The organism is Fictibacillus sp. EA-CB0309, assembly GCF_055814265.1.
This window is the reverse complement of record NZ_CP169271.1, coordinates 972,295-985,582: the sequence shown is the minus strand read 5'-3', so window position 1 is coordinate 985,582 and position 13,288 is coordinate 972,295. Positions and strand designations below refer to the sequence as shown.

Annotated in this window: 12 protein-coding genes and 3 pseudogenes; all 15 read right to left on the bottom strand. The window is 36.9% G+C overall.

Features of this window, described 5'->3' with window-relative positions; genetic code table 11:
• Positions 1–98 precede the first annotated feature (98 nt).
• Positions 99–589: pseudogene (locus tag ACEWFH_RS05410) on the bottom strand (NAD(P)H-dependent oxidoreductase).
• Between the two features lie 92 nt (positions 590–681).
• Positions 682–828, bottom strand: coding sequence for a hypothetical protein (locus ACEWFH_RS05405; RefSeq protein WP_473726428.1), 147 nt, complete (start codon positions 826–828; stop codon positions 682–684).
• Between the two features lie 367 nt (positions 829–1,195).
• Positions 1,196–1,384, bottom strand: a complete 189-nt coding sequence (locus ACEWFH_RS05400) for a small, acid-soluble spore protein, alpha/beta type (RefSeq protein ID WP_473726427.1) — start codon at positions 1,382–1,384, stop codon at positions 1,196–1,198.
• 271 nt (positions 1,385–1,655) lie between these two features.
• Positions 1,656–3,200 carry a malate:quinone oxidoreductase gene (locus tag ACEWFH_RS05395; protein ID WP_473726426.1) on the bottom strand — a complete coding sequence of 515 codons (1,545 nt, stop codon included), beginning with the start codon at positions 3,198–3,200 and terminating at the stop codon, positions 1,656–1,658.
• Between the two features lie 291 nt (positions 3,201–3,491).
• A pseudogene (locus ACEWFH_RS05390) lies at positions 3,492–5,562 on the bottom strand (molybdopterin-containing oxidoreductase family protein).
• A gap of 436 nt (positions 5,563–5,998) precedes the next feature.
• Positions 5,999–6,576: pseudogene (locus ACEWFH_RS05385) on the bottom strand (DUF4256 domain-containing protein).
• A 107-nt stretch (positions 6,577–6,683) separates the two neighbouring features.
• Positions 6,684–7,172 (bottom strand): HIT family protein, encoded by a 489-nt coding sequence (locus tag ACEWFH_RS05380; RefSeq protein ID WP_473726425.1) that lies wholly within the window; start codon positions 7,170–7,172, stop codon positions 6,684–6,686.
• A 148-nt stretch (positions 7,173–7,320) separates the two neighbouring features.
• Positions 7,321–7,824: a GNAT family N-acetyltransferase gene (locus ACEWFH_RS05375; RefSeq protein ID WP_473726424.1), complete on the bottom strand. Its 504-nt coding sequence runs from the start codon at positions 7,822–7,824 to the stop codon at positions 7,321–7,323.
• A gap of 287 nt (positions 7,825–8,111) precedes the next feature.
• Positions 8,112–8,975 (bottom strand): FAD-dependent monooxygenase, encoded by an 864-nt coding sequence (locus ACEWFH_RS05370; protein WP_473726423.1) that lies wholly within the window; start codon positions 8,973–8,975, stop codon positions 8,112–8,114.
• A 263-nt stretch (positions 8,976–9,238) separates the two neighbouring features.
• The gene (locus tag ACEWFH_RS05365; protein WP_473726422.1) at positions 9,239–9,403 is read right to left on the bottom strand and encodes a YxiG family protein; all 165 of its coding nucleotides are present in this window, start codon (positions 9,401–9,403) and stop codon (positions 9,239–9,241) included.
• An 811-nt stretch (positions 9,404–10,214) separates the two neighbouring features.
• Positions 10,215–10,535, bottom strand: a complete 321-nt coding sequence (locus ACEWFH_RS05360) for a hypothetical protein (protein ID WP_473726421.1) — start codon at positions 10,533–10,535, stop codon at positions 10,215–10,217.
• 156 nt (positions 10,536–10,691) lie between these two features.
• On the bottom strand, positions 10,692–11,258 hold the full coding sequence (locus tag ACEWFH_RS05355; RefSeq protein ID WP_473726420.1) for a GNAT family N-acetyltransferase: 567 nt from the start codon (positions 11,256–11,258) through the stop codon (positions 10,692–10,694).
• Positions 11,259–11,352: 94 nt separating this feature from the next.
• Positions 11,353–11,805 (bottom strand): hypothetical protein, encoded by a 453-nt coding sequence (locus tag ACEWFH_RS05350; protein ID WP_473726419.1) that lies wholly within the window; start codon positions 11,803–11,805, stop codon positions 11,353–11,355.
• Between the two features lie 163 nt (positions 11,806–11,968).
• The gene (locus ACEWFH_RS05345; protein ID WP_473727401.1) at positions 11,969–12,103 is read right to left on the bottom strand and encodes a hypothetical protein; all 135 of its coding nucleotides are present in this window, start codon (positions 12,101–12,103) and stop codon (positions 11,969–11,971) included.
• A 332-nt stretch (positions 12,104–12,435) separates the two neighbouring features.
• Positions 12,436–12,969: a GNAT family N-acetyltransferase gene (locus tag ACEWFH_RS05340; RefSeq protein WP_473726418.1), complete on the bottom strand. Its 534-nt coding sequence runs from the start codon at positions 12,967–12,969 to the stop codon at positions 12,436–12,438.
• Between the last annotated feature and the right edge of the window lie 319 nt (positions 12,970–13,288).

The following is a 13,288-nucleotide window of genomic DNA, read 5'->3' as shown; positions in this document are numbered from 1 at the left end:
TCAGTTTTACGATTAAAACGTATGCGCCTGATCCTTTGCTCGAGCAATGGCATTTTCTTTAATTTCGTTCGCTTTATCTGGCATTGCTGCATGTCCTTCTACAAATATGCCTTCAAACGATGGAACTCCAAAAACTGCATGATCACACTTAAATAGCGGTGCCCCATCTCCATCGCAGCAGCTGGTCCTTCTGAATAAACACCACCGCGCGCTTGAATATGTAAGGCTTTTTTATCCGTTAGGAGTCCGACAGGCCCCTGTTCTGTATACTTGAACGTTTTCCCTGCCACAGCAATTGAGTCAATATACGCCTTCATCACTGGAGGAAAGGAAAAGTTCCATAATGGCGTGACAAACACGTATTTATCAGCTGAAACGAACTGCTCGCATAGCTCGGAAAGTCTTCCGACTTTTGTTTTTTCTTCAGACGAAAGCTCTTCAAAATCACTACCAGACTGAAGTTTCCCCATCCACTAAATACATCTACATCAATATGAGGGATATTTTCTTTGTACAGATCAACGTGTACCACTTCATGAGATGGGTTTACTTGTTTGTATTGTTCAATAAAAGCTTTCCCAACAGCCATGCTGTACGAGACTTGGTCATCATGAGGATGTGCGGTTATATATAAAACTTTTGTCATATGTCTCAACGCTACCTTTCATTGTCTATTTTCAATTATTCACTTTGGTTCATAAAAGGGTTTCCGCTTATGTTCGCTCGCATTTTATCTGTTAAAACAAAAGGCTCGTTCGGCAAATCTTTGTCAAATCCATCGTGGTTTAAAAGACTTCCATCAAAGTGAAGCGGCTTTTCTTCGTTCATTTCAACATTCACCTCCAACAGAGATAGTTTAAACGGTTGTTTAAAAATTGATTCATAAATTCGGTTGTATATTGTTAAAATATATGGCTGTTTTCGTATTCATTGTTGCTTTTGAAAGTTGTTGATTTACGTTTCAGCTTGCTCGCTTTCCGCGGGGCAAGGAAGGCTTCGGCAGTGTCGCATCGCACGAAGAAAATGTGTTTTTCATTTTCGAGGAGTCTCGCACCTTACACTACATTCAACTGTTCAAAGAAGAAAATAAAAAAACATTACAAAGCAACAATCCTTTAGAAAACAGTAAAAAATAAAACGTAAAAAATAAAAAGACTATCTGCACGTAACAGATAGCCCTAGCCATGATATTGAATTAGTAGCGTTGTCCACCTAAAGCTTGTGCTACAAGACGCTTCGTGATTTCTCCACCTACTGATCCGTTTGCACGAGATGTTGTGTCTGGTCCAAGATTCACACCAAACTCAGAAGCGATTTCATACTTCATTTGGTCAAGAGCACCTTGAGCTCCAGGTACTGCTAATTGATTGTTGTTTCTAGCCATTCTATTCACCTCCCTTTCTTTTCTATTTTTAGAATCCCACTAACCTATATTTCTATACATCACATTTTCATATTTTTTTAAAAAGTCTGTTTCGTAACTTTTGTTGTTTTTAAAAGTGGTTGATTTCCGCTCCAGGTTGCTCGCTAAAGCAACAATCTTTTAGAGAAAAGCCTTTAAAATAGCCGCCCAAAACAAAAGAAAAAAGAGCTAGCACAATGCCAGCTCTTTTGCTTATTATGTGAACTTAATCTAGTGTTATGAAATAGAATACTTAAACCTTTTCAGGCAGTGCTTCTGTTTCCCCATTTGAAAAGTCCGCTAAAGACGGCTCTTTTTTGCTTAGTGCAAGCGTCTCGGCCGTTGAAGTATGAATTTCGTGCAGAAGTTCAGGGTTTTCCATTAGTGCTACGCCATAAGAAGGGATCATTTCCTTGATCTTGGGTTCCCACTCTGTCATACGTTCCGGGAAGCACTTTTCGAGTATTTCAAGCATAACTGTAACGGCTGTAGAAGCTCCTGGAGATGCGCCTAGTAATGCTGCGATCGAACCATCAGCTGCAGTAATTACTTCCGTACCGAATTGCAGCGTTCCTTTGCCTCCAGCTTCCGTATCCTTGATCACTTGTACACGTTGACCCGCAACCACTAAATCCCAATCTTCAGCTTTCGCGTTCGGGATAAACTCTCGTAACTCTTCCATGCGCTGTTCTTTCGATAACAGAACCTGCTGAATCAAGTATTTGGTCAGCGACATCTCTTTTGCGCCTGCAGCCAGCATCGTTAAAACATTATTCGGCTTAACAGACGTTACTAAATCAAACATTGAACCCGCTTTCAAAAACTTTGGCGAGAAGCCGGCAAACGGTCCGAACAACAATGATTTTTTATTGTCGATATATCTGGTATCAAGGTGCGGAACAGACATTGGCGGTGCACCAACCTTAGCTTTTCCATATACTTTTGCATGTTGCTGCTCTATAACATCAGGGTTTTTACACACCATAAAGATTCCGCTTACTGGGAATCCTCCAATATGTTTCCCTTCAGGAATACCTGATTTTTGTAGTAGATGCAGGCTTCCACCACCGCCTCCAATAAAGACGAATTTTGCAGGCTGGCGCTCTACTAAACCGCTATCTACATTTTTCACTTTCACTTCCCACGAACCATCGCTCTTGCGTTTCAAATTTTCAACACTATGCTTGTATTTGATATTTACGTTTTTCGTTTTTAAGTGGTCAAATAAAATGCGTGTTAAAGCTCCAAAGTTAACATCCGTTCCAGAGTCGATTTTGGTAGCGGCAATGGGTTCATCAGTTGGACGTCCTTGCATAATAAGCGGAATCCATTCCATCAATTTTTCATGGTCATCGGAAAACTCCATACCTTTGAACAGAGGATTGTTTGACATCGCTTCAAAACGTTTCTTCAAAAACGATATATTCTGTTCTCCTTGCACCATACTCATATGAGGCAATGGCATGATAAAGTCCTTTGGATTTTGGATAAGCTTACTTTTTACAAGATGAGACCAAAACTGCATGGAAACCTGAAACTGTTCATTGATAGCAATAGCCTTACTAATATCTACAGATCCATCTGGTTTTTCGACCGTATAGTTAAGTTCGCAGAGTGCCGCATGCCCCGTTCCCGCATTATTCCATTCATTAGAGCTTTCCTCTCCTGCGCTACCAAGCTTTTCATAAACTGTAATTTCCAATTCGGGTACGAGTTCTTTCAAAAGAGTACCTAAAGTCGCACTCATGATTCCGGCACCAATTAAAATGACGTCTGTTTTAGTTTCTTTGTTGCTCATTTTTATCAACCTTTTCCTTTAAAATTTGCATAAAAATGTAGGCATCACCAAGCTAAGGCGCGACCTAGTCACACACTTTTTTAAAACAATATCATAGTGGATTTCATTTATTTAAGAATAAATATTAACGCTTATATGATAATTATAAATTATTTGAAAGCTGATATAAAGTGACAATTCTATTTACAAGGCTTAGGAGCACATTTGACGGTTAGTACAAATAACTTAAAAGCAACAATCTATTAGAAAAGAGCGTTACAAAAAAAGAGTTCACCTGTTGGTAAACTCTACTTAATCACTTAAACGTTTTCCATTGAGCATTTGCTGCGTACATTTTTCAACCGTTACTCTCCCTGAAAAAAAGGTAGCACCACCCCCATATCTGCAATTCGGTCAGGAGTAAGAGAGTTGACCAGATGTTTTATTCCTTTTTCGTCCCCCACAGACCTTGGGTAACCGCCACACCAGGAAGAACGCTGTCACCAACACTCGCTTTAAGAATACATTCCCCTTGCTCGTTCCAAACCCGGACCTGCTCTCCATTTTTTATGCCCAATACTTCGGCATCTTGAGAATTTAAAATCACTTCAGGCTCTTTTTCAAGACCAACATGTTTGGACTGGTTCGCAAATGTTGAATTTAAAAAGTTGTGGTTTGGCGCCGCAATAAATTGAAAAGCGTGATCTGAGTCCTTTATTAAAGGTGTATAAGTTGGTAATGGAGGAAATCCATCTTGTTTCATCTTTTCAGAATAGAGTTCGATCTTTCCGCTCGGTGTAGGAAGTCTGTCAGGAAATTTTGCTCTTGCCTTTACATACTGATGTTCGGTTAAAGCCTCGTAATTTATTTCCTCAATGTAAGGATTGGCGGGATTCGCTAGCGATTGGTCAATCAACTCTGCTTCTGTCTCATCAAATGCCGTTTCGGTAAATCCCATTCCTTTAGCCAGCAACCGGAACACCTCGACGTTTGACTTAGCCTCTTCGAATGGTTCAATGACAGGCTGTTGGAGCTGAATATAGTGGTGCCAATACGATGTATAAAAATCCGTATTTTCAAAGGAAGATGTGGCGGGTAAAACTATTTCTGCGTATCTTGCCGTTTCTGTTAAAAATAAATCATGAACGACAGTAAATAGGTCTTTCCGTTCCAATCCTCTTCGAACTTTATTGCCAGCTGGTGCAACAACGGCTGGATTCGTCCCATATACAAAGAGTGATTTTATAGGAGGATCTAAAGTAAGCAAGGCCTCTCCAAGTAAATTCATGTTAATCACACGGGTGTTCTTATTTTGCAGCAGATCTGGCCGTTGCAATTTATCCGTGTTGTATGCGAGGTAGGCAGAATTTCCTTTGATTGCGCCTCCTCCTTTTACGAACCACTGTCCTGTTAAAGCAGGAAGACAGGAAATCGTTCTCACAAACATGCCGCCGTTATCATGGTGCTGTGGTCCGTTTCCAATCCGAATAAAAGCAGGTGAAGTTTTACCATACATCCTCGCAAGCTGAACAATATCCTCCACTGGTATACCTGTAATGCCCGAAACGGTAATCGGGTCATACTGTGCAACATGTTCACGCAGCTCTTCATGACCAACTGTGTATTGCTTTAGAAATGAGGAATCTACCATATTCTCTGCAAATAAGATATGCATCAGCCCTAAAGCGAGAGCCGTATCAGTCCCCGGTAATATGGGAATAAACCAGTCTGCTAATTTAGCCGTTTTGTTTTTATGGACATCAATCACTACGATTTTAGCGCCATTTTGTTTGCGGGCTTGCTGGGCAAGGGTTGCTTGGTGCATGTTGGTACTAACCGCATTTATCCCCCAAAATATAAACAGCTTCGAATGTATTGTGTCCTCAGGATCGATTCCATAACTGCCGCCCATTGTATATTTGTATCCGACTGCCCCTGCGGAGTTACAGATACTTCTATCAAGCTGGGAAGCTCCCAATCGGTTAAAGAAACGTCGATCCATGCCTTCAGCAGTGAGGTTTCCCATATTTCCATAAAAGCTATAGGGAAGAATACTTTCGGCACCGTCACTTTGCAGCAGGTCCTTCCAGCGAGTGGTGATCGTTTCAATCGCTTCATCCCAGCTTATTTGAACAAATTCCCCTTCACCTTTCGCACCAATTCGCTTCATTGGATATTTAAGCCGTTTTTCATCATAGATTCGTTCAGTCATATTTCGAACCTTGTTGCAAATAAAACCTTTTGTAACTGGATGATTGGGATCACCTTCAACCTTACTAATTTTTCCGTCCTTTTTATGAAGAAGCAGCCCGCATTGATCCGGGCAGTCTAGTGAACAAACAGAAGGAAAAACACCATTTGGGCTTTCCACAAATGAAGACATATGTAAACTCCTTTCCATTGCTGTTAGACAACATCTTGTGAGATTTAATTAAGTCACCTTATGAAACCATTCATTTTATTATGGAATAAATAAAATGATAGAAAGTATAAATAAGACTAAACCTAAAATAGTTGAAATGAGCTGAATCCAGCCTCTTTCCTTAAATATTGTAAAGAGCATAAAGACAAGCACAACAAATATAATTTGGGAGATGGTTTTATTAAAACTAAATCTATCAGGCAAAACGATAATCGTTAGAAAAAGCAGTATTGCTATTATAATAGAGCTAATTACAATCCGAAGAGGTATCAATCAATCACTACCAATCTAAGTGATACTTCACTGAAAAAAGTTTATTCTTTACTTCAATAGAAAGTCACTTCTCCTTCTTGAAGAAATGCACCCTAGTTCATCCATTTATAAATTCAAATGAGAATTATACTCTTAATGAGCCACGGAACCCTCTGGCACCATAATAAGAGTCTGCACCGTTGTGATACAGAAATACGTGTCCATAGCGCCAATCGCAAAAAAGGGCACCGCCGAGTTCTCGAATATCAGAGGGAGTTTGCACCCAACTCGATGTTTTCCTATCGAAATTTTCAAGTTTCTGCAATGCTCGATATTGTTCTTCTGTTAAAAGTTCAATGCCCATGGCAGTTGCCATATCAATAACGTTATTTTCGGGTTTATGTTTTTCCTTGCCTCCAGTGCTTCACGGTCGTAACAAGCGCTTCTTCGACCTTTAGGACTTTCCGCTGAACAATCATAAAAAATGTATTCGTCCTTCTCTTTATCATGTTCAACAACATCCGGTTCACCGCCCGTTATTTCCATTTCATTGAGTGACCACAGTTTTTCCGTATTAGCTTCCAGCCTTGCTTGAACTTTATCCCATTCAACACCTTCATGGCGGTGCATGTTTTTCTCAAAACGGGTTTTCAATACTTTAAGTAATTCTTCACGTTGTTCTAGTGACAACTCCTTATTGCTGATCTCATTTGTCTTGGTCATTTTCGTTTCCTCCTCATTGTTTTTACTCATAATCGCTTAATATTTGTTACGTAATAAATCGTTTAAATAGCTGTATAAACCCAGTAGCTTTCTATTGTATTTGTATATTAACTATTTACCAGGATGTTAGCTTGAAACCAAGCCTTGAGTTTTTCGGCAAGCACTAAACGTTCAGATGGGTCACTTAAACTGCCATGAGTCAAATAAAGATTATCATTGAAATATCTAGGGTAAACATGCAGGTGGTAATGCCAAACATCCTGACTTCCACCTGGTTCATTATGTTGTCTTGTTGAGATCCCATCACATTCATAACACTCCTTAAGTGCGAAAGAAACCTGCTGGGATAACTTATGTATTCTAGTGGCTATCTCTATCGGTAAATCAAATATATTTTCATAGTGATGATTCGGAATGATGATCACATGACCTTTATTATTCGGCCACCATAATGTTGCGATTAAAGCAGTTACGTATTCGTCTTTATAGATAATGTCTTTCTGCTTAGTCTGAACTAACCTGTTTTCTTCGTCCTCTTTCCCATTAACAGCCAAACAAAAAGGACATGTGTAAGTAGATGGCATATGTTTATACACTTATCTTCTCTCCTAAAAGTAAATTGCTAAACTATGTTTTCGACACAATATTTGCAACCTCCTACCATCTATCCTAAATAAAAAGTGCACTTCTCCTTCTTAAGAAATGCACCCGATCGCCGAATATATTCAGGGTTGTTATTCCACGTTATATATTGCTATATGTAATAAATGTTTGAATGGGGCCATCCCAGTCATCTCTTTGGATTTCCGTATAGTTTCTATTTGTATAATCAGATATAACCTTTACCCAAAATTTTCGAGCTGGAATATTTTCTTTTATTTGAGCAACCTCCCATTTTCCAGGGAACCTATCAAACAGATAGCTGGCTGCATGCTTACCAACACCATTTTTACGATATTTTTTCATAACAAAAAATTCTGCCATTGAAAAACAAAATTCATGGGTCATATGATCCTGAGTCTTTTTTCGAACTAATGCAAAACCAGCATACTTGTCATTCACCGTAATTAAAAAAGGAAAACGTTCTGGTTCAGTCCAATAATGATCAAAATACTTATAACCATATTCACCATGTTCATTAACATCTTCAGGATCATATTCACTAAAATCGTATTTGTACAGTTCTAATAGATTTCTTAATACTATTTTTTGCTCCATTGATGCCATCTCAATTTTTATGTTCTTCATTTATACCTTCCTTTGGGTATGGATGCCATAATTCTCTTAAACAGTCCGTCTTTTTTACACTTCATATCCAATCAACCATTCTAAACGCTTAATTTGAAGTGTGCTAGGCATTGTACGCAGTAAAAGGTTCCTAAGTTGGATGTATACAGGATTCTCAAGTTGCATAAACCTACCCATAGCTCTAGAGCCCCTTACAACTTGTGTAGTTCGAGGAATTCTTATTTTTTCATACATCCTAAAAGCTTGCTGAATGTTTTCCGGGTGATTCACAATGCAACGCGATAATACTATAGCATCCTCCAATGCCTGGGCACCCCTTGTCCCAGGTTTGGCAGCATTGGATGAGCCGCGTCTCCAAGTAAGGTGGCCCTGCCCTGACTCCATGATTTAATGGGTTCCCTATCAAAAATTTCATGAGTGAGAATATCTGATTCCTCAGTTGACTCAATGACTGCTTCTATAGGTCCCCACCATTCCTTGAAATGCTCCAAAGCCGTTATTTTTTTGTTCTCCGTTGTCTTCAGTGTTCCAAGTGGGGTATTTATAGCTGCAAACCAAAAGATTCGGCCTTTACCTAAATGAGAATACCCAAATCTTTTGCCAGGTCCCCAAGCCTCAAAACCTCCTCCGAGTTCAATTGGGAAGCGTTCATCTTTAAAATGGGATATACCGCGAAAAGCAGTAAACCCAGAATAACGAAGTGGTGAAGAGCCAATTAAGAATCTCCTTAATTGGGAGTGAACTCCGTCGGCACCGATTAAAAGATCTCCTTCAACTACCTCTTTGTTCTCGAATATCGCCCTAATTTTCGACGCATCCTGTTCTTTACGAACAAGTTTTCTTCCTAAAAAAACAGTATCTGGCTTTAAATTTTGATATAAAATACTCTGTAAATCAGCTCGATGAATTAAATAACTGTAAGTCCCATATCGCTTTGCCTGTTTATGAACTGGTAAATCCACCAAAAGCTTTCCATCCCAAGTCCGTATTTCTGCCTTTTTAACGGATGATCCAATTCTACGAACCTGTTCGCCTATACCCAACTTGTCCAATGCTTTCATAGCATTTGCAGCCAAAACAATTCCAGCACCCATTTCTTTAAGTTCTGTAGCCCTCTCGTATACAGAAACATGCATACCTACCTGTTGCAAGGCATTTGCTACCGAAAGTCCACCTAACCCACCACCATTAACGATTATTTTTGGGGAGTGGTTGATATGCCCATATTGATCACCCTTTCCTGCAATACTTTGAAGATTATTAAATTATACCAATTAGGGGTAGCGTAAGAAAAATACGAATTTACAAAAGTAGGAATTACAATATAAAAAAACCAACTACTCAGAATTAAAAAATTGAGAAATTGGTTTTTTCTTACTCTATCATAGCACCCCATTGGAGTAATGAACCGAGTTTATAGTTGAAATCCTACATCAAAGGATTTATCATTAATTACTACTCGTTTAGCTTCAATAAATAACATCGAGTTCCATATTTCTATAGAAAAATTTGCATTTGAAATAAGATTAACATTTGCCCATAAATCATTTAAAAACTCTTTAAATGTGTTGAACTTCATCACCTTCTGCCTATTGCAAAACAAATCATTTAATCAACTTGGGTAACTTTTGTCAATCGCATCCGATTGCAAACAATGTTCAAATTCAAACGAATTTAGTGTTTGTAGTTTTATTAGTCTTTTGTAAAGATATCATAATCGATAATAAACCTAGAATGTGGGAGATAACGTATTACAAACCACCTCTCGGAAGATTCTTCGTTAATTGTTTCTGGCATTGAGAACTTAACATCATCTACAACGACCTCCCAATGTCTCGGACCAGACCGTGGCATATGAAAATCAAATTTTGTTGGGATTCCCGCAACCGTTCTATAGTCGTTCCTTAAATAGGAAGGTAAATCAACCCATTCTTGCGATAGTATCATCATAAGAATCGTAACAACCAAATAAATTAAACGCTGCTTCCCAAACCCTTTACGAAACAAGATTATAATACAACATAAGGCTAGTACTAAAATTGGAATCGTAATAACAAAATAAATAGGAATACGTAGAGATAAAAGCGAAGTTCCTGTTGCAATAACTAAGAAAATAAGCCAAGTAATATTAAGTGATTTATCTAACGGGTTGAGTTTGGTATTTTTGTTAAGAAGTCCTGAAAGTGGTGACTCCCCACATATAACTCCAAATCTTTTTTGATATCTTTCTATTATTATCTTTATTTATTAAATTCTTCATATTCTAACCTTTCTATTAAGAACGGACTTGTATGTATTTTTTACTTACTAATCTAATTCGTACAACCTGTCCTCCTTATTGAAGAAATGCAACCTGTTTGTGAAATAATAGTGTTCTTGTTATATTTCTTTCAATCTCCAATTGATTGAATATCTTTCTGTTCATTTATTGCTCTTAGACACAACAGTTGCAACTTCTTACTGAACTTACGTACTCGGGTATGCTCCCAGATAAACTCGTCATTATAAAGCTGAATCAATCTATCACAAATGATAATTAGCTCTTGAATTTCTTCATACTTTAAAACATTATAACCGTAGTGATCTAAATCGAGGAGCAGACCAAATTCATGCATGTTTTTACTCTCTTGTTTTCGGAGATATCCATGTATTCGTTCATCAAACAATACAGCCTTTCCTTCTCCAGTTATATTAAAAGTAATACCAGGCAATCCATTCTCTCCTTTTCTTCTTAAAACTAACTCGACATTAATTCCTTTAAAAAATGCAACCCTTTGTGGGATATTTATGTCATTAGTTCATCAATGTTTTGATAATTTAATGGTAATCTAGATTCTAAGAAAATACATATACGTTTAGAAGAGATGTCAATTTATTTTTGAATAAATACAAGTGTCAGTCAGCTTGCTGCCATCTGCAGATAAATCATCATTCCTTAAAGTACCTTCAAATGTAAAACCAAGTTTTTCCGGTATATAGCGACTTTTTACGTTTTTTGATTCACATCTTATTTCAATTCTCTTAAATGCGAGATGATTAAATCCAAAGTTAGCTAACTCCTTTACTGCTTCCGTCATATATCCATTTCCGCTATATTTTGTATTAATCCAGTATCCCATTTCACATTTTGGAATGTCCCAGTCAATCGCATGAAGGCTCGTAGTACCTATAAAATCCTTGCCGCTATCTTTATTAAAGATAAGAAAACGAAAACTTTCTCTTTTTAAAAAATTTATATGAGCATTCCTTAACAGGATCTCTGTTTCTTCAACAGTAGGAAGTTCTTGAAAAAGCGACAACCACGCTTTTAATTCATAAAAGGAATCTCTAATTGCTTGGTGAACAATTTCTCCATCTCCAGTTTGAAGTGGTGCTCGAAGAATTAGCCTTTCCGTTTCTAGTTGTAAAGGAATATCTAATAACAATGGGTTCATTCGATTTTCCCTCTCCTTGATTATTTTAGATTAATAATGAAAAGCAGTAAGAACAATTCCCTTCTAAAGAAATCACCAGATTGTAGAATAACGATTAAAATGGAATCATTAATAATTCTTTTATATCTTTGTATAATTCAGGATGTTTTTCTTTTGAAACGTAGTTCATTTTATTCTCAGCTGTGTCTTGGTACATAAAAGTACCATCTTTAAAAATATTTATATGATACATTTCCCCCTCCAATTTCTCACTGTTTGATAAAACGATTATATAGTTACCACTATCGTTTAATCGTTGAATTATTTGTTTCATTTTATCTATTTTTTGTTCTGAAACTTCAATACTGCCCACTTTTTTTATAAAAACATTAATCTTATCAATATCCTGTATTTCCTTTTGTGATTCATCACTGGCTGTTCCATTTTTATCTACACCTTGAATATAAAGATGTTTATAGTGATTTTGAGGTATCTCTATTTTCTCGGAGTCGGAGCTGCAGCCACAAAGAATTGTTATACAAAAAATTAATGCAACAACTACTTTCAAGAAATTCATATTACCCTCCTTTTTATTGAACAATGTTCAATATGTTCCCTAAAAAAGCGTTAATCCTTCTTGGATCAACGCACCCGATTGCAGAAGATATTGAAAAAACTTTTGAATAAGAAAAACATAGGGAGAATTTAATCTTCCTATGTTTTCATTCATATTATTTATCTGTTTGTTTTTGCTTCTTTTTCAAATACTCCTCACGTAATTTTTCAAGTTGCTTCTTTTTATCAAATTTAGCAGGCTTCTGTTTTTCATGAAACTTTGTCACAGCTACCTGACCTTTGTAATCCAATTGATATTTCCCCACTTTGTTCACCTACTTTTCTTATCTTTTAAAGAGAATCTATTCAACAACTATAATATACCTTATTTGACTGAAGTAAACCTTATTACTTTATTAGTGTACTGCTAACTTTGCATCTATCAGTAAAAACATTAAAAACTTAGTAAAATTAATTAATCATTCTTTTTAGAGGAGAATATCTTAAATTTATCCAAGATTATTATTCCTCCTAATATAAGAGATTTGACTACGCCTTTAATTCAAGAAAAAGTGCACTTCTCCTTCTTGAAGAAATGCACCCGATTGCTTAAAGATTGCTTAATTAACACCACATTATGTTATTATACAAATTTGTACATAAGAACATCATCAATATATTCACCTTCATTTAACTTGTATTCTTTAATTAAACGACCTTCTTCTAAAAAACCCATCTGCTTGTACAGGGAAATTGCTCTTTGATTTGTTGAAAGGACCCCTAAACTTACCTTTTCAATTAATGGGTTCTCTTCTGCCCAGTCTAATAATGCCTTTAAAAGCGTCTTTCCTATTCCCATGCCTCTGTAATTTTTCCTTAACGACATTGAAACAGAGCCAGTGTGTGATAATCTCTTCCTATTTTGTGAACGAAATTGTATCGAGCCGACAACTACACCATTTACTTCGGCTACAATAAGAGTTTCTTTTATGTTATCCAATATACTCTGTATTCGTTCTTTCTCCTCCTGTATTGGCGTTTTTTCTACCTCTTCTGATACTACGATGAAATATTTACCTTCAGAAATAACAGATCTTTCTATATCCAAAAGTTCTTCCGCATCCTCCAATTTTACATTTCGAATTATGTAATCCACATTATCTTTAGATCCTGGCATTTAAATCCCCCTAAGTGATGGTTTCTATGAAATAAATACGACATCCTCTTATGCTATCCTTCTTCCACAATATAGCCCGTTTCATAAAAAAATGGGTACATTTCTTATTACAGAAAAGCACCCGATAGTTGAATAAGAGAGATACTAAAATACTGATTGCTGATCATGAAAACGGAGTAAGAGCAGAGACAAATGACATCTTAGTAAATATTGAAGCTATATTAAGGAAGATTTAATGTAACAGCATAGATGTGGATTCAGAAACAAATTGCAACCAAAGTAGACATAGGTATGGTATTACTAGATGGCCTATCAAGAA

Coding starts and splice junctions, on each gene's coding strand:
- ACEWFH_RS05405 (WP_473726428.1), bottom strand. CDS start 828: ATGAACGAAGAAAAGCCGCTTCACTTTGATGGAAGTCTTTTAAACCAC.
- ACEWFH_RS05400 (WP_473726427.1), bottom strand. CDS start 1,384: ATGGCTAGAAACAACAATCAATTAGCAGTACCTGGAGCTCAAGGTGCT.
- ACEWFH_RS05395 (WP_473726426.1), bottom strand. CDS start 3,200: ATGAGCAACAAAGAAACTAAAACAGACGTCATTTTAATTGGTGCCGGA.
- ACEWFH_RS05375 (WP_473726424.1), bottom strand. CDS start 7,824: ATGAAGAACATAAAAATTGAGATGGCATCAATGGAGCAAAAAATAGTA.
- ACEWFH_RS05365 (WP_473726422.1), bottom strand. CDS start 9,403: ATGAAGTTCAACACATTTAAAGAGTTTTTAAATGATTTATGGGCAAAT.
- ACEWFH_RS05355 (WP_473726420.1), bottom strand. CDS start 11,258: ATGAACCCATTGTTATTAGATATTCCTTTACAACTAGAAACGGAAAGG.
- ACEWFH_RS05340 (WP_473726418.1), bottom strand. CDS start 12,969: ATGCCAGGATCTAAAGATAATGTGGATTACATAATTCGAAATGTAAAA.